The sequence below is a fragment of the Thalassobacillus sp. B23F22_16 genome, from assembly GCF_043496955.1.
In the GTDB taxonomy this organism is placed as follows: Bacteria; Bacillota; Bacilli; order Bacillales; family Halobacillaceae; genus Thalassobacillus; species Thalassobacillus devorans_A.
Window position 1 is genome coordinate 342822 of sequence record NZ_JBIEKD010000001.1, and the last position, 22861, is coordinate 365682.

Annotated in this window: 20 protein-coding genes and 2 riboswitches; of the genes, 1 reads left to right on the forward strand and 19 read right to left on the reverse strand. The window is 43.7% G+C overall.

The window, feature by feature from the left end; genetic code table 11:
- Positions 1-75: 75 nt before the first annotated feature.
- A riboswitch (SAM riboswitch) is annotated at positions 76-180 on the reverse strand.
- Positions 181-535: 355 nt separating this feature from the next.
- The 12 genes from ACGTNI_RS01685 to ACGTNI_RS01740 form a co-directional block, all read right to left on the reverse strand.
- Positions 536-811: a GatB/YqeY domain-containing protein gene (locus ACGTNI_RS01685; protein WP_394459520.1), complete on the reverse strand. Its 276-nt coding sequence runs from the start codon at positions 809-811 to the stop codon at positions 536-538.
- On the reverse strand, positions 789-3659 hold the full coding sequence (locus tag ACGTNI_RS01690) for a glycoside hydrolase family 32 protein (RefSeq protein ID WP_394459522.1): 2871 nt from the start codon (positions 3657-3659) through the stop codon (positions 789-791). The genes ACGTNI_RS01685 and ACGTNI_RS01690 overlap by 23 nt, the downstream gene beginning before the upstream one ends.
- A 144-nt stretch (positions 3660-3803) precedes the next feature.
- Positions 3804-4406: a YesL family protein gene (locus ACGTNI_RS01695; RefSeq protein ID WP_394459524.1), complete on the reverse strand. Its 603-nt coding sequence runs from the start codon at positions 4404-4406 to the stop codon at positions 3804-3806.
- A 21-nt stretch (positions 4407-4427) separates the two neighbouring features.
- Complete coding sequence (locus ACGTNI_RS01700) at positions 4428-5915, reverse strand: glycoside hydrolase family 32 protein (protein WP_394459525.1); 1488 nt, start codon at positions 5913-5915, stop codon at positions 4428-4430.
- 39 nt (positions 5916-5954) lie between these two features.
- Positions 5955-6809 carry a carbohydrate ABC transporter permease gene (locus ACGTNI_RS01705; protein ID WP_394459527.1) on the reverse strand — a complete coding sequence of 285 codons (855 nt, stop codon included), beginning with the start codon at positions 6807-6809 and terminating at the stop codon, positions 5955-5957.
- Between the two features lie 4 nt (positions 6810-6813).
- Positions 6814-7803, reverse strand: a complete 990-nt coding sequence (locus ACGTNI_RS01710; protein WP_394459529.1) for a carbohydrate ABC transporter permease — start codon at positions 7801-7803, stop codon at positions 6814-6816.
- 105 nt (positions 7804-7908) lie between these two features.
- Positions 7909-9273: an ABC transporter substrate-binding protein gene (locus ACGTNI_RS01715; RefSeq protein ID WP_394459531.1), complete on the reverse strand. Its 1365-nt coding sequence runs from the start codon at positions 9271-9273 to the stop codon at positions 7909-7911.
- 135 nt (positions 9274-9408) lie between these two features.
- Positions 9409-10404 (reverse strand): LacI family DNA-binding transcriptional regulator, encoded by a 996-nt coding sequence (locus tag ACGTNI_RS01720; RefSeq protein ID WP_394459533.1) that lies wholly within the window; start codon positions 10402-10404, stop codon positions 9409-9411.
- Between the two features lie 285 nt (positions 10405-10689).
- Positions 10690-11820 carry a YeeE/YedE family protein gene (locus ACGTNI_RS01725; RefSeq protein ID WP_394459535.1) on the reverse strand — a complete coding sequence of 377 codons (1131 nt, stop codon included), beginning with the start codon at positions 11818-11820 and terminating at the stop codon, positions 10690-10692.
- A 21-nt stretch (positions 11821-11841) separates the two neighbouring features.
- Positions 11842-12102, reverse strand: coding sequence for a sulfurtransferase TusA family protein (locus ACGTNI_RS01730; protein ID WP_062444693.1), 261 nt, complete (start codon positions 12100-12102; stop codon positions 11842-11844).
- Between the two features lies 1 nt (position 12103).
- A complete protein-coding gene (locus ACGTNI_RS01735) occupies positions 12104-12475 on the reverse strand; it encodes a rhodanese-like domain-containing protein (protein WP_394459537.1) in 372 nt (123 codons plus the stop codon).
- 12 nt (positions 12476-12487) lie between these two features.
- Positions 12488-13411, reverse strand: a complete 924-nt coding sequence (locus tag ACGTNI_RS01740; RefSeq protein WP_394459540.1) for a rhodanese-like domain-containing protein — start codon at positions 13409-13411, stop codon at positions 12488-12490.
- 113 nt (positions 13412-13524) lie between these two features.
- On the opposite strand from ACGTNI_RS01740, the gene ACGTNI_RS01745 reads away from it, so the two are divergent.
- Positions 13525-14547, forward strand: a complete 1023-nt coding sequence (locus ACGTNI_RS01745) for a YVTN family beta-propeller repeat protein (protein WP_394459542.1) — start codon at positions 13525-13527, stop codon at positions 14545-14547.
- 236 nt (positions 14548-14783) lie between these two features.
- Here the strand turns inward: ACGTNI_RS01745 and ACGTNI_RS01750 are convergent, their stop codons facing one another.
- The 7 genes from ACGTNI_RS01750 to ACGTNI_RS01780 form a co-directional block, all read right to left on the reverse strand.
- The gene (locus tag ACGTNI_RS01750) at positions 14784-16334 is read right to left on the reverse strand and encodes a sodium:solute symporter family protein (protein ID WP_394459544.1); all 1551 of its coding nucleotides are present in this window, start codon (positions 16332-16334) and stop codon (positions 14784-14786) included.
- 25 nt (positions 16335-16359) lie between these two features.
- Positions 16360-16494: a hypothetical protein gene (locus ACGTNI_RS01755; protein WP_394459546.1), complete on the reverse strand. Its 135-nt coding sequence runs from the start codon at positions 16492-16494 to the stop codon at positions 16360-16362.
- A 132-nt stretch (positions 16495-16626) separates the two neighbouring features.
- Positions 16627-16734: riboswitch (SAM riboswitch) on the reverse strand.
- Between the two features lie 212 nt (positions 16735-16946).
- Positions 16947-17639 (reverse strand): isochorismatase family protein, encoded by a 693-nt coding sequence (locus tag ACGTNI_RS01760; RefSeq protein ID WP_394459548.1) that lies wholly within the window; start codon positions 17637-17639, stop codon positions 16947-16949.
- Positions 17640-17663: 24 nt separating this feature from the next.
- The gene (locus ACGTNI_RS01765) at positions 17664-19127 is read right to left on the reverse strand and encodes a sodium:solute symporter family protein (RefSeq protein WP_394459841.1); all 1464 of its coding nucleotides are present in this window, start codon (positions 19125-19127) and stop codon (positions 17664-17666) included.
- A gap of 156 nt (positions 19128-19283) precedes the next feature.
- Positions 19284-20660 carry a dihydroorotase gene (locus ACGTNI_RS01770; RefSeq protein ID WP_394459550.1) on the reverse strand — a complete coding sequence of 459 codons (1377 nt, stop codon included), beginning with the start codon at positions 20658-20660 and terminating at the stop codon, positions 19284-19286.
- 22 nt (positions 20661-20682) lie between these two features.
- Positions 20683-21615 (reverse strand): hydroxymethylglutaryl-CoA lyase, encoded by a 933-nt coding sequence (locus tag ACGTNI_RS01775; RefSeq protein ID WP_394459552.1) that lies wholly within the window; start codon positions 21613-21615, stop codon positions 20683-20685.
- Positions 21616-21642: 27 nt separating this feature from the next.
- Positions 21643-22857 carry a CaiB/BaiF CoA transferase family protein gene (locus ACGTNI_RS01780; protein WP_394459554.1) on the reverse strand — a complete coding sequence of 405 codons (1215 nt, stop codon included), beginning with the start codon at positions 22855-22857 and terminating at the stop codon, positions 21643-21645.
- Positions 22858-22861 lie beyond the last annotated feature (4 nt).

The following is a 22861-nucleotide window of genomic DNA, read 5'->3' on the forward strand; positions in this document are numbered from 1 at the left end:
TCGTCTTTTTAATCAAAGAACCTTAAATTAAAAACTCTTTCCTATTAGGAAAGAGCTTCGCTATGAATTGCCAAACTCTTATCTTGCAGAATCTAAGATTGTGCAGGAATTAGCGTCCACTCCAACGGGAAGGCCGCTGTGACGTCAACATGCTTATCCCTCGGTCACTTTTCATAAGAATTGAAATTTTTAAAACCTTCACCCTTTAACACTTTACAGTAAACCATTTAAGTTGTAAATCAAATTTTCTATACTTCTAACGCTTCACACCATTAATCGGAGCATAATCGAGGTTTCCTGCATAGGCTGCTACGCGTTCCAGTGGTAATTTGATCATGATATCAGTGAATATATCTACCATATTAGTAGCTGCCTTTTGTTAGTATTTGAAAAGCTCTATCCCTGCCTGGCCCCATTGTAGTAATCCATTAACTCACTAGGGAATAGATACTTAAATACAATGAGAGCTAGTTTTAGCCATGAGGAAGCCGCAGGTGGTGTGAGACAACACACTGCGGCTTATTCAACCAACTATTTATTGCTCCAATAGCTCTCTCACAATTTCTCGTACCTCTTCCCCAGTTACATGATTATTTACTCTTTTCATAACATAACCCTGGACTTTCCCTATATCATTCGCTTTTTCTACGCCCGTTTGCTCGATTGCATATTCAGCCAGAAAACGTAACTGGTCATCGGTCAACTGATAGGATTCCTGATTCAGTTTACCTTCTAAAAACTCGACCATCACTGCTTTTATTTCTGATAGTGTTTCCTTCCAATCTTCATTATTCATTTTTTGTTTTATCATGCTGATTCACAATCGCAGAGACCTGTCCCAGATCTCCCCATTCGTACGACCTTGGGGCTACCCATCCCTCAATCGTAAGGGCATCTTCAGGCTGGATCATGCTTTCAGCATCACGGGTAATCCAGGTTGAATAACCATCAAACAACAGCGCGTTTCCAACTAACCCTTCCCGCCATAACGGGTCCGTGGAAGGCTTGTATTTTGCATCATTGAATACATACGAGACAGGATCCATCTTACCTGTAACTTCATCTTTCGCTTCGCTTCCTTCTGCTTCATTCAATGGCCAATGGGCCAGCAGACCGGTTTGTTTCACCTGAAAATCATCTACATTAATATGGCCCCAGCCACCGGTTGCTTTATCTACTACTTTGATATACAGTTCTTCTCCGAGGTAATCGGAAGCATCCCAGGAGACCGGTGTATAGCTTTCGTCATCGTTCCATTCCGTATTGGTCGCTTTCAGCAATTCCTTTCCGTCCGAGGCTCGGACAAGGGCGACATATAAATTATCAATGTCATTTCCTCCTCCTATCAGAAAGGAAATCTTCCCTGTTCCTGAGAGGATGAACGGAGACGACTTAAGCACACCCGTCTGTTCATCTCCTCCATCTTTAGCTCCCCATAAATGATAATCGCCTTGATGATTGAATGGACCTCCCCATCCCCAATCTGTATCGGAAGTGACATCCTCAGCGCTGAATGCGTCTCCTTCTTCAATCGTCCAGCCTGTCAGGTCGCCTGTTTCAAAATTGCCATTTTCAATCGTGTCTCCAAGCATTTCCCCCTCATGATAGACTTGAAAATCATCTACATTAATGTGACCAAAACCATCCGTATGGTAATCAACTACCTTCAGATAAAGGGTTTCCCCCACAAATTTACTGGCATCCCAGGACACACGTCGGTATTTTTCCTCATTGGCTCCTGTGGCTTTAAACAGCTCTTTGCCATCCTCTGCCCGGACAAGAGCAACATATAACTTCTCGATATCCTGCCCGCCACCTATCAAAAATTCAATTTTCCCATTTCCCGCGAGCTTAAAATAGTCTGACTGTAACGTCCCTGTCCGGAAATCAGGGTCGCTGGACTCTCCAGCAAATCCCCATACATGGTACTTCCCCTCCTGCTGAAACGGATGAGTGTCCCAGTAATTTTCGGCATCGGACACAGCACCTGCAAACGCATTTCCTTGCTGTTTCCAGCCACTCAAATCCCCCGTTTCAAAGTTTCCATTTTCCAAAGTAGATGGGACATCTTTCGGTATCGTATCTTCTTTCACCCGGATGTCGGCTTTGTTTAATTTTGTAATTTTAATTGTGTTTACTTGAACATCTCCATTGACTGTGTAAAGTTCTAAGGAAGATGGAGATTCGTCTCTGAATACCTGATCCGTCAGCACGGTTTTTCCATCATTTCCGAACACCTCAATGGATGCCCGGTCAACAATCATACGTAGGTTTACTTTCCCATCCTCTATCTGCATGGGTGCTTCGTGTTTCTTGGCAAAATCATCCGAAAAGCTGGATTCCCCTGCTTCTGACCGGTCTACATTCAATTGTTGAGTTTGGGTATTGAAGGAAACTGCCATTGATTGTTCATTGCTATTCTTCCACTGGAAACCGAATTCTTCTGCTGAAGTTTCCTTCATATCAAACTCAGCTTCAATTTCTATTAAATCTTCTGTCTCAGATAGGAGCTGCTTGCCATTTCCATCGATCAATTCATCTGTCCACTCTGTGCTCTCTCCTCTCAAGCTATCAAACTCAGAAACAGGCTTCTGTGTCAGAGAGAGTGATCCATCGCTTCCAGATGAAAGGCCTAGTTCCCGAGGTAGAGACATAGCACCACGGAAGCCTTCGGTTGGGATATCCTGTGCATATTGCCAGTTATTCATCCAGCCAAGCATAATATTGCGTCCATCCGCTTCAGGGATGTTACTCCATGTGATTCCTGCATACATATCTGCCCCATAATCAACCGGGGTAGCTTCCTGGGTCTTGGTAAATGTTTTTCCGTTAAAGTCACCGACAAAATACTCCATCCCAGAGCCCCCTGCAGCTGCTCCTTCACTGACGCTTACCAGCAATGCCCACCTTTTATTGGTTTCGTCGCCATCGACAGGTAATTCTACTAAATCAGGAACTTCCCATACCCCGCTTCCTGCATCTTCCGGACGCGGGAAGGAACCCGTATGTTCCCATTCTTTCAAATCAGCCGATCGATAGATTTCTACACTTTGACCTGCTGATATTATCATGACCCATTTTTCAGTCTCTTCATGCCAAAAGACCTTTGGATCTCGGAATACGTCTGTATTTTCCGGCATTTCAATCACAGGGTTACCTTCGTATTTATTCCAAGTCCGCCCTTTATCATTACTGTAAGCGAGACTCTGTGTCTGATGTCCTCCCTTTTCATGGGTGAACATAGCAACCATGGGGGCTTCATCACCTGATTGAAACCCAGCTGTATTGCCCTTATCCACTACAACACTCCCCGACCAAATAAAACCATTTTCATCAGGGTAGAGCGCGATAGGGTGTTCTTCCCAGTTTATTAAATCTTCACTTACAGCATGTCCCCAATACATCGGGCCCCATTGGTTACCGGTAGGATTATGCTGATAAAACAAATGATATTCCCCATCATAGTAAACCAGTCCATTGGGATCGTTCATCCAATTTTCTGAGGGAGAATAATGAAATTGAGACCGGTAAGTTTCTGACGGATTATCAGCTGATGACTCCTGATTTGTCTTCGCTTTAAGGAGAGTCGGAGGGAATAAAGCCAACACAAGCGTACAAATGATTAACACAGAGATACTTTTAGCTACTTTAGCATTCAATAGTGTTCCTCCTTTTGAATATGGCTCTTTCATTTAATCGATTACGTATGGTGTAAAAAAATAAAAATGGGTTAAAAATACTCGGTTGTCGTGGCAAAAGCTGATGCTGAAGAAAGGGGGAAATCCGCCTGAATATAAACGCAATCAGGCGGGTTTCGGTGAGTTTTTATAAAAGGAAAATAAATAGATAACCAGACCAAGTACGATGTTAATCGAATACAAAGGTAAGATACCTGGTACCAGTCTGATGCATAGACCAAGGAGTACCATTCCGATCACCATCATTACGACACGGCCAGGATAGTACATCAATAAGTGTAAGGCCCGTTTGACAGCTGCGATCGCTTTCTCCCCTTGACTGAGAGGAAGCAGGGATAACAGCAGGATAAATGCTGCCCCTCCGGACAGGAACAACGTACTGCTTACAAATACATAAAACCACACGCCATCAAAATGGAGACTGGCATAGGTATTCAGCATCAAGACAACGAAAATAAGGAGCGCAGGAATAAAAATGGCGTTTGCGGCGGTGAATGTACGTTTATAGATGTTCCAGTAAAAGGATAATGGAGCCGGACGACGACCGGACAGCCATTCGTTAAGTAACGCAACGCCTGCCACGGAGGCAGGGAAAAAGCCCAGGATTCCTGCTCCCAGTAGACTGAATCCGATCCATAGTACATTCAGCAGAGCTAAACGCATCAGCCAATCACAAATGACATAAATAATTGCACCGGTCCCTTTCATTCCTGACACTCCTTCTGTCTGTTATCTGTTAGCTTGCTGCCAACGTGGAGAAAGTTCACTTACCTTATAATCGCTTACATCAGCTGTCCCACCGACGGCCTCCATGACAATTTCGTAGGATATTGCTTCGGAGGGCAAGTGCAGATTGGTTAAGGCCACCTTGCCATCATCGGTAAATATCTCAACCGATGAGTAATCACAAATAACGGTCAGCTGGTAATCGGACCTGCCCTTACGTAAGGGAGCTTCAAATGTTCCGTTATAATATTTGGAAAATCCTTCTTCCGTATATCCCCGTCTGACATAGAGGACATCCTTGGAAAAATCGATACCAAACAGGAAACCAGGATCGTCGCCTGTGACAAATACACGGCCTTCCAACCTTTGGCTGCTTCCCGCTTCTACTTTCATCTCTAATACAAAGGGTAAAGACGGCTGCCTTTTCGTAATCTTTTCAGAGCTGTTGACTGTAAAGGTTTCTGAAGCAGGTTTGCTGTTACGTAAGCTTTCCAACTCATGGACAGGTTTCTGGATCACACATTCCTCGCCATCCACGGTAATTAAATTTAGTTCACGTGGAAGGCTCATGGCGCTTCTCCATGGATCTGTCGGTACTTCATTGGCGTATTGCCAGTTATTCATCCAGGCGATGACCACCCTGCGATCACCTGGAACATTTGAGAATGACTGTGAGGCATAAAAGTCCTTTCCGTAATCAAGCCAGCGTACTTCTTGTTTGGATTGTTCCGGTGTGAATGTCTTGCCATCAAAAGATCCAATGAAATATTGCGTACCCGATCCTCCTGCTGGTCCTCCAGCATCAATACCTATCGGCAGTACCCATTTCTTTTCGCCAGTTTTTTCGTTTTTAAGCGGGAAAATATCCGGACACTCCCATATGCCTTCTCGTGCACCCCAGCCTTCGCCGAACTCACTGACGAAGGTCCATTGTTTCAAATCCGGGGAAGTGTAAAACTGAACTTTTCTGCCGGCAGCAAGTACCATCACCCACTTGGCTGTTTCCTCATGCCAGATCACCTTTGGATCGCGAAAATCCTGGATGCCCGGGTTTTTAATGACCGGATTGCCGGCATATTTTTCCCAGGATCGTCCTTGATCTTTACTATAAGCAATACTCTGACGCTGGAGGTCGCCATCTGCATGGGTGAAAATAGCTACCAGCCCTTCTTTTCCATCAAAGAAACCAGTGGTGTCGTCCCAATCAACAACAACACTCCCGGAAAACACCATTCCCAGCTCATCGGGATACAAAGCGATCGGTAGATGTTCCCATGTCAACAAATCTTTACTGACAGCGTGGCCCCAGTGCATCGGCCCCCACTTTTTACTGTCCGGATGGTATTGATAGAAAAGGTGGTACTCCCCTTTGTAATACACCAGCCCATTCGGATCATTCATCCACATCTTCTCAGGCGTAAAATGGATATGTGGCCGAAATCGTTCCTGGTAGTAGCTGTTCGTCGTAGTTGTTCCTTGGTTTTGAATCATGAATATGTGACACTCCTCTCTTGTTCCCCTGCATAGTTGTCAGTTCTTGGATCCTGTATGTGTAAGTCCCTGGACATAATACCTTTGTAAAAAAGCGAATATTAACAGCATTGGTATCGTTGCCACCGTAAGTGCCGCCATCACTTGCCCCCATTTGATCGGCGGCTCGTTCATGAAATATTGCAGGCCGATCTGAATGGTACGCATACTTTCATCCGAGGCGACCACAAGCGGCCATAAAAAGTCGTTCCAGTGATTGATAAACAACACGATAGCCACCGTAGCGAACACCGGTTTTGATAACGGAACAATAATCCGGAAAAAGATGCCGATCTGGGAACAGCCGTCAATCTTGGCCGCCTCTTCCAGTTCTTTCGGGAAATCCAGAAAGAACTGCCGAAATAGAAAGATAGCAAAAGCATTGGCAATGAACGGCACAATCAGACCGGTGTAGGTATTCACCCACCCAAGATCATAAACGAGTACATAGAGCGGCAGGAAAATACTTTCTGGAGGAATAATCAATGTAGCGATGATGACTCCCAGCCAAAAACCTGCAAGTGGGAAGCGGAACCTTGCCAGAGCATAGCCTGCCATCGAGTTGACAATCAATCCGAAGATGATGATGCCAACCGTATAGATCAGACTGTTGATGATATACCTAAGCAGGTCGACCCGTTGGAAGGCTGCCACATAGTTATGAAAATAACCGCCCTCGACATCAGCTGGAGCTGGCGGAAGAAATGCCTGCAGCGATTGCATGTCCCGGAAAATCTGAAATTCATTTTTTAACGAGGATACAAGCATCCATACCAATGGGAAGAGGAAAATGAATGTCAGGATAATAAGCGAGAGATACAAGATGACTTTATTGATCATTCGTTTTTTTCTCATGGATTTACCCCCGTTCCTCTTTAATCAGTACACGCTGGATAATAGTAATAACCAATACGATAACCGTAAAGACTACCGCCATAGCCGAAGCGTACCCAACGTCTCGGTAGTTAAAGCCAGTTTCATAGATATGATAGACCAGTGACTTGGTCGTACCTAATGGACCACCTTGGGTCATGATCATCGGCTGCACCAATAGTTTGAAAGCCGCAATACTGATTGTGATAAAAATAAACAATGCAATGTTTCGCAGGCCTGGAAGCGTGATATGCCAGAACTTCTGCCAACTGCTCGCACCATCAATATCTGCTGCTTCGTACAAATGATTCGGGATGTTTTGAAGTCCCGCTAAGAAAATCATCATCTGAAACCCGGCTCCTTGCCATACAGACATCACAATAATCGAATTCATCGCCTGATCCGGACTGGTTAAGAAAGGCTGTGGCGGGATCCCCACGGTTTGCAATAATTGATTGATAAGACCTTCATTTGGATTGTACATAAACGTCCATAAAATAGAGACGACGACAAGTGACATAACTACCGGAGAGAAGAATGCCGTCCGGAAAAATACCCGGAAACGAAGCTTTTTATTGATCAATAAAGCTAAACCCAACGCTACAGATAACTGGACTGGCACAACAATCACTGAGAAATAGACCGTATTCCAAAATGCCTGCCTGAACTGGGCATCTTCCACAATATACTTAAAGTTCTCCAGCCCAATGAAAGATACGTCGTCAGGGGTAAGAATATAGAAATCTGTGAAACTATAATAAAATGCCGCTCCCATCGGATATAAAAGAAAAACACCCAGCAGGACCAAGGCCGGAGCAAGAAAGAAGTATCCTGTCATCGACTCTCTAAAAGCCTGGGATTTCAGTTTTCTTTTTTTTCGTGGAGGAGGGGTTGGTTTCAATTGCGGTTGCTTTGCCGTTTGGTGAAAATGGCGCTCATTTTCCAATTTTTCTGCTGAGCTATCATTCCCTTTCACTTTTTTCTACCTCCCTCATCTATCCTCGTGAACCTATCATTTTCCATCTGACCTACAGCCAATCCAGAGCCCCTTTCACAAGGGAAGCTCTGAATGATTTCTGTCTTACTTGTTGAATCGCTTCAGCTCACGTTCTACCCGTGAAACTTGCTGTTCTACCACGCTTTCCACATCTTCTCCAAGCGCAGCAGCATGGAAGGATTGGGCAAAGGCATCAGTTAACACTGGATAAGCCGGCGTAGACGGACGGGCATGTGCTGTTTCAATAACCTGCTCTTTCATCACGCTCCAAGGTAGTTCATTGAACTTATCCATACTCTCAAATGCAGACTCCTGAGCCGGCGGCATACCTGTGGCTTCTGAGATCTTAATCGTGGCTTCTTCATTCGTCATCCATTTCATCAGCTCGGTTGCTTCTTCAGGGTTTTCTGTGTTTGTTGTGATCGCATATGCCATACTTCCAGAAGGAGATACTTTCTCATCTTTATATGGATAAGGCATCATACCCCAGTTGATCCCGGCTTCTTCAGCAGAAACTGCGATCCATGGTCCACCAAGAGCAAGTGCTGCTTTTCCTTCCTCAAACTGCATCTCACCAGGGCTTTCCGTGACAACGCCTTCAGCAAACAATTCTTTGACATAATTTAGAGCTTCTAATGTTTCCGGGCTGTTCAAATACCCGTCCACTTCTTTTCCATCTTCGGAAATCAGATCACCGCCATTAGACCAGACAAGTGGAGCACCCATGAATGTCAGCCATTCTCCAACACCATAATTCATAAACAGGTTTAATCCATAACGGTCTTCTGTCGTCATCTTTTTAGAATTTTCCAACAATTCATCCCATGACCAGGCTTCATCCAGTGAATGAGCAGGCTCGATTCCTTCTTCTTCTAAAATGTCCTTATTGTAGTAAAGCATGACGGAAGCTTCCATCGCACCCAGTGAATACAATTGATCCTGATAAGTTCCTTGCTGAATAATAGAATCAACGTATTGATCGACAGTTTCCTGATCAACATAATCATCGATAGGCTGAATAACCCCTGCATCGGCAAAACTTGATAAGTATGGTCCATCAATCGCCATGACATCCGGAAGATTCCCGGCTACAAGAGCTGCATTAATGCTATCGCTATAAGCACTTGCACCATCGTCTATGATGACTTCCGCGTTCACATGGATATCCTCATGCTCTTTATTAAAACCATCAATCAATTCTATATAAGCATTTGTTTCATCTTCCCCTGTTTGGTGAATCCAGAATTCCAATACTACATCTTCGTCGCCAGTCGCTTCGACACTGGTATCCACTTCACCAGTCTCAACTGTGTCACTCGTCTCCGAACCCCCTGACTCTTCATTGCCTGCATTACCACCATCTGATTCCGCTCCACCACTGCCATTAGAACAGGCAGCTACCGCCAACAAAAGCATCAGGCCCAGGAACATGTAAGTAATTTTTTTCATTATTCTTTCCTCCCTTTGTTATGGTACATATCTTCCTTACTACAAAACCCCAAATAATTTGTTGTTTTGCGGACACCTCCTTAAAAAAACGTTTACGTAATCGTTTACCTAATGATTAAAAAGAAAAGGAGCCTTTTAACAGGAACCCCTTAAAATCAACTCAGAATCCAGCATGATCTCCACAGAATCATCCTGTGAGCCTTCCACCCTCTTCAATAATTGTTCTACTGCTGCTTTTCCAAGCTCGAAGGCTGGCTGTCTCACTACGGATAACGGTGGCGAGGTGATTTTCATCCAGTCATAATCATCGTAACCGATAATTGCCATCTCTTCTGGAACCTTCACTTCTTTTTCCTGAAGATAGGAAACCGCTCCCATTGTCATAACATTATTCGCGACAAAAAGTGCCGTAACCTTTGCTTCATGTAATTCCTTCGCCAGCTGATATCCCTGTTGGAAAGTAGCCGGCCCTTCTTTCATATAGTTTTCATCAATTGGAAGCTGATGGTTTTCAAGTGCTTCTTTATAGCCTTCCAGCCGCTCATCACTTGTCGTAATCCCCAGCGACCCTGTGATGAAGCCAATTTTTTGGTGACCTTTATTAATTAACTTTGTCACAGCCTCATAGGTACCTTGACGATTATTGACCAGTATCATATCACCCTTTAATTCAGCAGGATGACGATCAATGAATACGACCGGATAATCACCTGATAGCTCTTTCTCATAGTTACAATCTTCGCCATTGACCGGGGCAATGATTAACCCATCAATGAACTGGCTGTTAAATACTCTTATCTGATCCCGTTCGGTATCTACATCTTCATTCGAATTACTTAATATCAAATTATAGCCATTATCTTTCAAAACCTGCTCTATCCCGTTAGCAATCGACATAAAAAAGAAATTAGATGTATCTTCTGCCACTAATGGAACTAAGAGCCCAATGGTGTATGATTTACGGCTTCTCAAACTGCGGGCGATCCGATTAGGCCGGTAATTCAGTTCTTCCATAGCCGAAAAGACCTTTTCCTTCGTTTCATCCGCTACGAAGCGCGTGCCGTTGATGACATGGGAAACCGTTGCTGTAGATACTTGTGCCTTGTTTGCTACGTCTTTAATTGATGCCATAGCTAACTCCTCATTTCTATTAAAAACCGGGGCAAACGTAAACGTTTACGTAATCGTTTACCTGTAACTAAAACTATAAATCATGCAAACGCTTACGTCGATAGAATTTTCAGTTATTTCAAAAAAACACTTGATAACCACCTCTATAATCTAGCTATTCCAAGGTTTAGATGGTATAAAAATACCAACTAGCTCAGCTAAGCTCTACTTCACTATAGAGGCTAACCTCAAATATAAAACAACCTGGATCCAATTCAATCGGATCCAGGCTGCCTATTTAATAAACTATGCACTTTCATCAAAATCAAAGTCCATCTTTTGGAATAACATCAACGGCATTTTAAAGATATAGGCTGTAGCAATGAACACACCGCCAGCCATACCGACAATGACAATCAAACTACTAATGGAAAGGCCGCCCATTCCGGCTACCACATTGGCAATATTACAGCCTGGTGCCATCCGGGAGGATATTCCCATCAGCAACCCGCCGCCAATGGCGTAAGGAAGCCTTGAGGCTTTCGGCTTTCTGATCCGGAAGCTTTTACTTAATAAGGCTGAGACGAACGCTCCGATGATCATGAAAATGACCAGGGTTTCTTCCGGTCCAAGGCCGATCACTGGAAAGTCTGCGAACATGCCGTTCAGGTAGGTGTTCTGGTAAATGAAATCCTCTCCGAAAAAGAAGGATAAGAGTACCCCGCCGATCCGGGTTTCCGGTCCTGTGATGCTGATCGATGACATGACTACAAATTGAATGGTTGCAAGTATCCCAAGCAGTACAGCAACAAACCGGATGTCCCAGTGGCTTTTCGTTAGTGGATTTCCTTTCATATCCTGCAAGGATTCTTTAGCACCTTGCCATATGCCGGTCCATCCAAACTGACGAGATGCGATAAACAGCATTAATGCGACTATCATGAAAGGGATCAGCAGAAATGGCAGATTCATTTGGAAGAGGCTGAATCCTTCTTCGGTCAATGCTAATGGCTCCATGACATAGTCGGCTGCCCATGGATCATATACAAGAGCAAACAACAGGTTCCCGGCAATCATACAGGCGATGACAATCCAGAACTGGATGTAACCCATACCTGCACGATATAGGGCTCCGGAAGCACAGCTGCCGGCAATCGTCATTCCGATACCGAACAGAATACCGCCGATCAGGTTAGAAAAGCCGATTGGCATCGACCAGACTTGCTCGACCGAAGCGAAGCCAAGGGTCAACATAAGTCCAAATCCGAGCATAGCGGTAGCAATCAGGACGAGGACCCCTTTCCCGATTCGGCTATCTCGGACACTGATCCAGTCACGGAACGATGCTGTGAAACAGAAATCTGCTTTTTGCAGCAGAAAACCGTATAGAAAGCCGAATATTCCAGCAAGGATGAACATATCCAAGATAAAAAACATGTGTATCGATTCCTCTCTGCGTTACAACTTTTTCAGGTAGATTTTATACTCGCCGTTCTCAGATACGATACCTAATACTTCAGCGATTTTGTTCATTTTTACAGCTGCCGGAATAGTTTTCGTCGCGATGGAGTGATCCGTCACTTCCATGACGATTTCACCTGGCTTTGCTTTTTTCAATGCTTTTAATGCGATATTCAAGGTGTGAGGGCAAACTTCTCCAATCCCATCCACCGTATAATCAGGTTTCACTGTGCTCAATTCTTCTGTGCTTAAAGCCATCTTAAGCTCCTCCTTTATAAAGATCTTTTACATCTTTGATGATATTCTCTTCGCCTGTCTGCACGTCTTCATCCCAGGCAAGCATGCCGCCTTCATAGTTTTTGACTTGTTCAATGCCGTTCATTTTGAAAAACTTCGAGGTTTCATGGCTGCGCCGTCCGCTTCTGCAAACAAGTACGTACTCTTTATCCTTTTCAAAGTCATCAACTACGTCGACAATCTCACTCATAGGGATAAGCGGAAGCCCTGGAATATGGGCTTCCACATATTCTTCGTGTTCTCTAATATCAATCACGATCGTTTGATCATCTTTCAATGCCTGTTTCAGTTCGGTGACGTCGATTTGGGTGACGCCTTCTTTTTCATATGCCATCATAATCACCTTTTATTCGATAGTTGTAGAAGCTACATTGCCATACTCTGCCCAGGATCCTTCATATGGTTTGATAGAATCATAGCCTAATAGACGAAGGGTAAAATACGTGTGTGCTCCGCGTACATTGGTCTGGCAGTATGGAACAATCGTTTTGTCCTTGGTTACGCCTTTTTCTTCATATAGTGCCGTTAGTTCTTCTGCTGATTTGAAAGTTGGAACGCCATCTTTTTCTGTAATGGCTTCACTCCATTCGATATGGACCGCATTTGGTACATGACCTCCGCGTTCTGCTCTTACTTCTTCTCCTGTATATTCCGCTTCTGATCGCGTATCCAGAATAACGACATTTTCATCATCAACGGATGACTGTAATGTTTCAATGTCACACATTTTTTCTTGATTCGCTGTAGCAACGAAATCGCCTGTTTGTAGTTCCGGTGCCTCCGTGGATGTATCTTTACCGGCGTTCAGCCATTCAGTGAATCCGCCGTTATAGATTTTCACGTCCTGATGTCCATAGAATTCCAGGGCATAAAACAAACGGGCTGCACTTAAGCTTGATCCATCGTCATAAATGACAACCGTTTCGTCCTGGTTGACACCGATGTCCTGCATTTTTGCAGCGAAGCCTTCTGCCTCAAGCAAAACGCCATCAAATTCCGCGTCTGGATCCACAAGGTCGGAAGTAGAAAATGGAATAGCACCTGGAATGTGACCGCCCTCGTACCCTTCTCTCCTTGTATCAATCAGTGTTACATTCTCTGCATTATCTTCTACCCAATCGGTATCGACAAGCAACTCACTATTTGCATATTCTGCTGCTGTTGCTTCTTTTTCTTCTGAGCTGTCCGCATTCGTTTCTTTATTTTGAGAACAACCGATCAATACGACCGAAAGAATTATAGTTGTAAATAAAAATAGGCTCTTTTTCAACTTTACTTCCTCCTCAGGATGTATTATAGTTTTTTGTAACAAATATATTACAGTTATTCCGATGAGATTACAAGGGATTAACGGCAAATAAATTTTCGGGGGTATATCATCTTATGATTTTCAAGAATAAATTGTTCGCGCTCTTTCTGTTTACACTGCTATTTCTAACAGGGTGCGCCATGATTTCTAAAGAAGAGGCATCGATGCGGGCAGAGGCTGGACAGCTGACGAATGTTCAGTTCTATGTACCGAGTGAATCGCAGAATAATATCACGATCATTGACATTGTAGAAAGCCAGCCAATTGGAACGATTGATACAGGAGAAAAGCCTACCAATCTAGTTTTTGACAGTACGATGAGAAACGCCTACGTCGCCAACCAGAACAGTGGAACGGTCGGGGTCATCAACACACAGACACTGGAACAGGAAAAGGAAATCGAAGTAGGTCCACTCCCGCATGGATTAGCATTGAGCAAAGATAACCAGACACTCTACGTTTCTACCGTCGGTGATCAGTTTGTGGACGTCATTAATACAAACGAACAGGAAGTCAAAGAGAAAATTGATCTTGGAGCACAGGCCAAATCGAACTATCTTACCCTCTCCGGAGAAAAACTGTTTGTCACCGATCATGAAAATGCAAAGGTCTATGTTATTGATACAACGAATAACGAAGTCATCCATACGATTGATACAGGAGATGTTCCTCGGGTCGTCAGAACAAATGAGGATGGCAGCAAACTATACGTAGCAGCAAGCCAAGCCAAGCAACTGGAGGTTTATGATACGGAAAGCTTTGAACAGATTTCTGTCATTAGCACTAATGGCAATGCCACGGATGTTGTGGTTACGGAAGACGAAAGTCTCGCTGTTGTAACGGAAATGGAAAGCAACCAGGTGGAAATGATAGATTTGAAGACGAACGAAGTAATCGCTACCCTGCCTGATTTGAAGGGTGCCAAGCACATCTCCTTCAACAGGAAACAGACAAAAGCCTATGTCACTTTAAGCGGAACTAACCAGGTAGCCGTCATTGATATAGAGGCAAAAGAAGTTACGGAAACAATTAAAGTTGGAGATTCCCCGCACGGAATCGAAATCAAAGCAATGCCGGGTATTGGAGGCAGTTGTTAACTTCCATAGGAGACACCAGCTTACGCGCAAGCTGGTGTTTTTGATTACAGGCCTTTGGTTTTTTGTGTGGAATTCAGGATATACCAATTAAGTAAATTAGAGGGAGGCCTCCATCATCGGAAGCCTCCCTTGTTGATTGTAGTTAACTCTACTTCTAACCCTGGTAATTATATGAATATTTTTGGTCTCTTGCGTTACCTATCCATGATTAAGCAGGCAAGCTCCAAAAATCTTTCTTATCCTATTTTAGATCTATCCTGCGATTCTTCATGGGAACTATTTCTAACATCATTCAATACCCTTCTTGTTGAATCGCTGATCTCTGCCTTAAAATAAGGTTCATATGCTTCAAGAGGAGCTTTTTTAGTAGAATAGACAGCGATTAATACTCCTATTAGTGACGCAGCCACAGCAATTACAAATGGCACGGTAAACCCCATTGCCTTAGCCACCACATACACCACTGCTCCGATGGTAATGCCTGCATAGGCTCCAGCTCTGTTCATCCTCTTCCAATAAAGTCCCAGGATAACTACCAGGAAGAAGGCTGCTCCAAATCCTCCATAAATATAGACGAATCCCATCGCCAAGAACCACGGTGGATTAATAGCTAATACAACTGCTACAGCTGCAATGCCTAAGATACTCAGTCGAAGCCAGTTCTTAAACTTTCTATCACTGATCCTTTTAGAAGATATATTCAAGTACACATCATAATATAGAGAAGTGGCACAGTGCAGAAGCATGGAATTCGCCGTAGATATCGCTGCGGCACAAATCGCTACCAATGTAATTCCACCGATGATCGGCGGTGTGTATTCCTGAATCACTAGCGGAATAATATAGTCTGTCGTTTTTCCTGCAGGTATGCTTGGTATGAGAACTTTTGCCCCTAACCCGATAATGATTAATGGGCCCATAATGAAGGTGAGCACAAGGATGGTGCCCATCACTTGCAGGATCGCTACTTTTACATTTTTAGGAGCAAGCATCCGGGTGACCCAGTGCGGTGAGGATGGTGTTCCTAATGAATTAGAGATAAATATGGAAAACAGCGCCCCCAAGCCAAACGTTCCTAAAGGAGACAACAAAATTCCTTCTTCAAGTGGTGGTCCCCCCTCAATGGTAGGCGCAGTAGTCGTCGCAAGCGTTTCTACTATATTACCAAGCCCACCCGTGAGTGACCATATGACGCCACTTGCCAGTAACACCCCGACCATAATCAAGATGGTGTTTAATGTATCTGTGGCAGCAACAGACCAGAAACCTCCTACACTTGTAATTAAAATAAATAATAAAAACCCAAATATCGCCAGTTTATATTCAATACCCGTGATGCTGGAAAACACAATGCCAAACCCAGTCACCTGAATATTGACTAACAGTAAATAACCAATAAACATTAAAATGCCAACAATCGCCTGCAATGTACTCTTTTTCTGAAAGGGCTCAAACCGATGCCTGATATACTCTGGGAATGTTCTGGCCGGTTTTTCCGGCCTCCTTATTTTGTAAGCAACAATGGGGATTAAAGCTCCCCCAAAGCACCAGCCTGCTACCCAGCCTATCACCGCAGCAACACCTGAACTGTATAAATATCCTGGAACCCCTACAACGGAAGCTACACTTACCCAGGTTGCCGCAGTCGTTCCAATCCCAAGTAATAATCCCATTCTATGCCCGCCAGTAGTATAATCATCTACCGATTCTGCCGTTTTAAGACTTTTCACATTAGCCCATATAAGAAAAATAATATAAAAACAAAATACGATTACATACCAGAACATATATGAACAACCTCCTTCCTAACTCTTATTTGTACTTAAACAACTTCCCCGTGGCTCCCCATCTTTTCACGCCTGACTTTTCAACTTTATAACAGAGGAACGTACCTAACAGAAAAGAGAAAATCATTGTTCCTACCCAAGTCATCATTGCGATTACCATATGGAAATTCCTCCTATCCATAAAATTTTTCTTGCTCCAACATGTTGCCTGCCCTCCCTTTTCCAATAAAAAAACCCTTCCCTCACGAAGAGAGAAGAGTCGAATACAAGCGTCTTAACGCTTGACTATCGATTCTCATCTTCGGAACGGCTTTCGCCTTCCTCTGAAATTGGCACCGTGCAAAATTAGCCGGTTGCCGAGGCTTCATTGGGTCAGTCCCTCAACCTCTCCAGATAAGAATATTGATAATACATATAAATAAACTAGGCTTTATTCTATCATAATCAGGTCTTCCGTCAATCTCTTTTTAAAAAGTTAGTAAATTAAAAAAATAGGCAAATAGGGATTTACATTTACTGGAGGACCTGGGGTGAAGAGTACTAAAAAATGCCTGCCCCCACTACAGCAAAGCGTCAGCTGAGTGGGGGCAGGCATTAAAAATAAATACTTCATTAATTTTTCAACTCACTAAGGTAACTCTGGGACTCATCCAAATTAATAACATCTGCGTATTTCATCCATAGATCAAACAAACTTGCCTTATGAGACAGTTCAATTCGATCATATACACAATCCTCAACAACAGCAACATTGAAGTTCCTGCTCACTGCATCGATTGCGGTTGCTCGTACGCAGCCACTTGTAGAGCCACCGACAATAATCAAGGAATCGACACCTAACTTTACTAACCAGCTTACTAATGGCGTTGCATAAAAAGCACTGGCATAGGCTTTATCAATCACCAGCTCCCCATCTTTTGGCGCAATCCGGTCAACAATTTGCGTACCGAAGTGACCATCTACATACTTCGTTTGATCACGGTCCGTCTTGTTACTGAAGCTGTCGAAGCTGATATTTTTCTGAACATTGCGCGTATATAAAATAGGAATGTTATCTTCTCTGGCATTATCCAACAACGTGTCGATTTTTTCTATTGCTCTCCATCCAGCTTCTCCACCACCGGACGGCCATTCCCCAATTTGATCAAGGATTGGCTGGTCTTCTCCGACATAGTTGTTTTGTACATCGATCACCATAACGAGTGGCTTCTTACCAAGCCCTCTGCTCTTTCCATATCCGCCTCTCTGGACTACTTCTTTATCTGTATCACTTAGTAAACTTTCCCATGGTCTTACTCTAGTCATAACACATTCCCCTTTACAAAAAGATTAGACTACCTTCGATCCTTTCTCATCCGTATTGGTTGCCTGCTTATTATTGAAAAACTCATCAATCACGTGCTGTGGTGGTGCTTTCGTTATTAAGCTAACCCCAACCATGAATACGATGGCTGCTATTGTTCCCGGTATAACAGGATGAAATCCAGTAGTTTCCTGCAATTTCAAGGCAAACCATACAGTTGTAACGACAGTACCAGCTGTAATACTTGCAAGGGCGCCCTCTTTATTAGCACGTTTCCATGCAAAAGCAGCTACTAGTGCAGTACCGATTGCTGCTCCCATGGTTGCCACCATATTTGGCTGCAGCCAGAAAATTGTCGATATTTCCATAAGCGCAAAAACCATCGCAATAATAGAAACAAATACCGTTACGACCCGTGAGTATAAGACAAGCTTCTTTTCACTGACATCTTTTTTAGTGAATGATTGAAAGAAGTCTCTCACAAATGTCGTAGAAGCTACCAGTAGAACGGAACTTGCGGTAGACATGGCAGCAGCCATCAAGGCACTCATAATTAATGCTCCCAACAATGGAGGCAGCATGCCTGTCACAAATGTCGGCCCAACTGTATCCATATCAGTTATCCCTGGATATAATAGCTTTGCTAATCCTCCGAGTGTCCCGATCAGTAAGTAGAATAACGCAAACGTCAATGCTGTAATTCCCTGACTTATCCGAACCACTTTGGTATCTTTAGCAGACAAGAATCTGCTCATAAATTGCGGTGTTCCTATATTTCCTACTCCCCAAATAACAAACCAGTTAAGTATCATAAGGAGCCCCATTTTTCCGCCAGCGAAAGGATCAAGGAAATCAGGGTGCTGATTCGCCAATTGAACATGCATTTCTCCAAGTCCGCCAATTTTCACTAAACCGACGATAACGGCAGCCAATATACCAAAGAATATCAATAGTCCTTGTACTAAATCAGTCCAGGCTACCGAGTGCATTCCTCCCGTCACCGTAAATAACAAGAAAATTACCATTCCGATGACGACACCAATATTCTTATCGATTCCAGTGATTTGGTTCAGGATCACGCCTGCTCCCAACGTTTGAACAGTCAGGAAAATCATGCTTGCCACCAATATAAGAGCAGCACCTAACACTCTTACTTTGTTGCTATAATACCTCGCTGCTAGAATATCCGGAAGCGTAACATAGCCTGTACTTCTGATTTTTGCCCCGAACCAGACGGCTGCAAAGATTGAAGTCAGGATAGTACCGCCGAACTGCCAATATCCTGCCCAGCCGATACTGTAGAAATATCCCGGAGCTCCTAACACGGACCAGGAACTTATTAATGTAGCGAAAAAGGTTCCAACACTTACAATAACACCCAATGAACGTCCAGCTACCCAGTAGTCATCAGAGGAAGAGGTGACTTTAAATCCATAAGCCGCAATCCCGAAGGTAAGTAGTAGGTAGATGATCAGGACCCATGTTGTCATCTCCACTTTATCTTACCTCCCTCCTTTTTGTTTTGAATAACTGCAATGATAATCGCTATGACTGAAAGACCAACGTTAAATATCCACATGAACCAAATTCCAAATGGAATAACACTCAAATGAAGCCCCCCTCTTATGCGTTAGTTTCACCCTGAACTAAATGAATCTTCTGACAAATTTACCTCTTCCATTTTCTTTCGTTGGTTCTCCATCCTTGACGATCACTTCTCCCCTGCTGATGGTGTAAACTGGCCATCCAGCCGCTTCCCGTCCTTGATAAACAGAATAATCACTTTCTGCATGCATCTGTTCAGGTGTAATCGTTTTCTTTTTATTCAGGTCGACAATGGCAAAATCGGCATCAGCGCCAACTTCGATTCTACCTTTGTTTTCAAGGTTGAATGATTGTGCCACCTGATGAGAGGTAATGTCAGCGATTCTTTCCAGTGGCAACCCTCTCTTTTGATGACCTTCCGTTATCATTATCGGCAGCAGGCAGCCAACACTAGGGAAGCCATAAAGAGCGTCAAACACGCCATCGCCTTTTCCATATTTTTTGTCATAAGAGTTAGGGACATGGTCTGTTCCGATTGAATTAATTGTGCCGTTGATGATCCCTTCCCACAGCCTCTCTCCATCGGCTTTGCTATGTATGGGAGGTCCGACTTTTGCATCCAGGCTATCTTCTTCAGATAAACAGAGATAATGTGGACAGGTTTCCACGATTACGCCTGATTCATGAAGTCCTGGCATGCTTTCCAACACATCGACACTGGCTGCTGATGAAAGATGGACAATATAAACATTTCCTCCGACTACTTGATTTAAATAAAGGGTACTGAGCAATGATTCTGCCTCTGCATAACCCGGGCTTGTCTCTGACCAGGTTTTCAGTCCGTCATTGGCCCCTTCTTCTTTATACTTCTTAATCAACGTGCGGTTGATGTCCATGTTTTCACAATGGATCGCAAGCAGTAGTTTAGGTGAAATGGATTTAAACTTTTCCAGGATCCGCATAAGGTCATAAGAGGATAAATCGATTCCATTATCAATGTTGAATTTGTCGTTCAATTGCTTTTCATAATTTCTAAAGAATTTAAATGAAGTGATTCCGCATTTCTCCACTGTTTCTTCTAGCTCATCAATATGCTGTTCGGTCAGAATTCCTAAGCTGTAGGTGAAATCAATGTAGCTGGTTCTCTCTCCGATTTCTTTTACTTCAGGAACAAAATCCAGGTAACTGATCGGCTGGCGATCCATATTGACTACGGTTGTCACACCACCGACAGCATGTTGTTTCGTATCTAAGAAGTCCTCTTCCGTAGAATTATAGATTCCGATATGTTCATGGGCATCGACCAGACCTGGAAAAATATGAAGCCCTGAAGCATCCATTACTTCTTCTGCTTCCACTTGTTCTGTATTCTCAAAAATTCCAGAGATTTTTCCATCCGTGACTCCCAGGTTTACCTGTTTTACGCCTTGTCGTGGAAAAACTACTTCTCCGTTTTTTATTAATAAATCAAATTTCACACCTTACACCCTTTCCATTATCTTAGTCGCCTATTTTGACTTGTTCTTTTGGAGCGATATGCAATTCTGAACACTTGCCTGCTTTTAAAATAAAACTGTCAGAGTGTTCCGGGAACCTGTGTTGCAATGATTTAGCGGCATCAATCACACGGTCGAGATCGACGCCTGTTTCGATCCCCATCTCTTCAAATCCGTGAACAAGATCTTCTGTTGCAATGTTGCCACTGGCATTAGGGGCGTATGGACATCCGCCAAGCCCTGCAACTGCACTATCAAAGTCAGTAATACCAACCTCATATCCTGCTACCGCATTGGCAAAAGCCATCCCCCTTGTATTGTGTAGATGCAAAGAAAAATGGAAATGAGGGAATTCTTCCCGCAGTGCATTCACTACGCGTTTAATTTTGACCGGGTTAGCCATACCTGTCGTATCTGCTAACGAAATATTGGTAACGCCCATCTGTTCATACCGTTTCGTGATTTCTATATGTCGCTCAATCGGAACTTCCCCTTCGTAAGGGCAGCCAAAAGCAACTGAGATAGAGCCACCGACATGGACAGGGCTGTCCGCTGCTCGTTGGACCAATGGTTCGAACCCATTCATCGCTTCAAATGTCGTCCTATTCGCATTATGCCTACTGTGCGAATCTGTTGCAGAAAGCATAAGTTTCACCTTATTAACCTTCGCCTCGATTGCACGTTCCAGTCCTTTTAAGTTAGGAATCAAGGCACGCAATTTCAAACCCGAAGGGCGATTAATCTTTTCAAGCACTTCACTTGCATCTTTCAGTTGCGGAACGGCTTTGGGATGCACAAAGGAAGTGACCTCAATTTGCTTGAAACCACAATCGATCATCCGATTGATATAGGAAACTTTTTCATCAGTAGGAATCGTTTCTGGCAAACTTTGAAAACCATCCCGTGGGCATACTTCCGTAATTGTCACATTAGCCATGCTGTTTATGACCTCCCTGTATTATGATTAGATCACCTTATTCTCCCTCAGGTTCTTCACTGCCTCTTCGTCCATTTCCAGGAGATTGGTCAGCACTTCTTCGGTATGCTCACCCAAGTCAGGAGCGACTTGCCGTACGGAACCTGGTGTCTCCGAGAACTTCGGCACCACACCTGGCATTTTCACTTTTCCTAATCTCGGGTGATCGACCTCAATGATATTTTCTCGTTCTTTGAAGTGCTCATCTTTGAAAATATCTTCAATACTATTAATCGGGCTGACAGGTACCCCATATGCGTCCAAGTGTTCTTGCAACTCGGATCGGCTTTTTGTTTTTACCCAATCAGCAACAATTCCATTGGTAAGCTCAAAGTGTTTCAACCGGACAGAGTTGGTATAAAAACGTTCGTCTTCCAGCATATCTTCTTTTTCCATCGCTTTTGCTAAACGTTCGAAGGTACGGTCGGAACTGGTTACCAGCACGACCCAATGGCCATCTTTCGTCTGGAATGTCCCCGCCGGGCTGGAATGCCCGCTCAACCCTGGTGATCGTTCTTTAATAATTCCATTCTGATCATAGTCAGCGACCAGGAATTCCATCATACGGAAAACAGATTCATATAAAGCCATATCGACAAATTGCCCTGTTCCTTCTTCATGACTATCACGATGGTAGAGAGCAGTTGTCGTAGCAAATGCTACGTAAATCCCTGTAATATAATCCAGTAGGGAAAAGGACGGACTTATCGGCGGACGGTCCGAGTATCCATGTAAGTAAGTGAATCCACTAAAGGCAGTAGCTGGCGTTCCAAAACCCGCCTTGCTGGAGTATGGCCCTGTCTGTCCATATCCTGTAACTCGGATCATGATAAGTTCCGGGTTAACCGCTTTCAATTCTTCATAGCCTACATTCCATTTTTCCAGCGTACCTGGACGGAAATTTTCGATAATGACGTCTGTTTTTTTTACCAGATTTTTAAGGATTTGCTGCCCTTCTTCTTTATGCAAATCCAGTGTAACTGATTTCTTATTTCGGGCCAGACCAGGCCAGCGGAGCGGTTCCTCCCCATGAAAAGGGCCCATATCCCTTAACGAATCTCCCTTCCCAGGCATCTCCACCTTGATAATTTCGGCTCCAAAGTCACCGAGTAATGTCGCACCGAATGGCGCAGCAATCATCGTAGATAAATCCAGTATTCTGACCCCGTTAAGAGGACCCTTTTTCTCAGTATTATTTGTCATGTGC

Bases quoted from the DNA above. Each gene is read 5' to 3' on its own strand.
- ACGTNI_RS01730 (WP_062444693.1), bottom strand. From the start codon at position 12,102: ATGGCTTTAAGCACAGAAGAATTGAGCACAGTGAAACCTGATTATACG.
- ACGTNI_RS01685 (WP_394459520.1), bottom strand. From the start codon at position 811: ATGATAAAACAAAAAATGAATAATGAAGATTGGAAGGAAACACTATCA.
- ACGTNI_RS01695 (WP_394459524.1), bottom strand. From the start codon at position 4,406: ATGAAAGGGACCGGTGCAATTATTTATGTCATTTGTGATTGGCTGATG.
- ACGTNI_RS01750 (WP_394459544.1), bottom strand. From the start codon at position 16,334: ATGTTCTGGTATGTAATCGTATTTTGTTTTTATATTATTTTTCTTATA.
- ACGTNI_RS01780 (WP_394459554.1), bottom strand. From the start codon at position 22,857: ATGACAAATAATACTGAGAAAAAGGGTCCTCTTAACGGGGTCAGAATA.
- ACGTNI_RS01775 (WP_394459552.1), bottom strand. From the start codon at position 21,615: ATGGCTAATGTGACAATTACGGAAGTATGCCCACGGGATGGTTTTCAA.
- ACGTNI_RS01745 (WP_394459542.1), top strand. From the start codon at position 13,525: ATGATTTTCAAGAATAAATTGTTCGCGCTCTTTCTGTTTACACTGCTA.
- ACGTNI_RS01755 (WP_394459546.1), bottom strand. From the start codon at position 16,494: ATGGTAATCGCAATGATGACTTGGGTAGGAACAATGATTTTCTCTTTT.
- ACGTNI_RS01720 (WP_394459533.1), bottom strand. From the start codon at position 10,404: ATGGCATCAATTAAAGACGTAGCAAACAAGGCACAAGTATCTACAGCA.
- ACGTNI_RS01760 (WP_394459548.1), bottom strand. From the start codon at position 17,639: ATGACTAGAGTAAGACCATGGGAAAGTTTACTAAGTGATACAGATAAA.
- ACGTNI_RS01725 (WP_394459535.1), bottom strand. From the start codon at position 11,820: ATGTTTTTTATCTTGGATATGTTCATCCTTGCTGGAATATTCGGCTTT.
- ACGTNI_RS01700 (WP_394459525.1), bottom strand. From the start codon at position 5,915: ATGATTCAAAACCAAGGAACAACTACGACGAACAGCTACTACCAGGAA.
- ACGTNI_RS01705 (WP_394459527.1), bottom strand. From the start codon at position 6,809: ATGAGAAAAAAACGAATGATCAATAAAGTCATCTTGTATCTCTCGCTT.
- ACGTNI_RS01735 (WP_394459537.1), bottom strand. From the start codon at position 12,475: ATGGCATATGAAAAAGAAGGCGTCACCCAAATCGACGTCACCGAACTG.
- ACGTNI_RS01715 (WP_394459531.1), bottom strand. From the start codon at position 9,273: ATGAAAAAAATTACTTACATGTTCCTGGGCCTGATGCTTTTGTTGGCG.
- ACGTNI_RS01765 (WP_394459841.1), bottom strand. From the start codon at position 19,127: ATGACAACATGGGTCCTGATCATCTACCTACTACTTACCTTCGGGATT.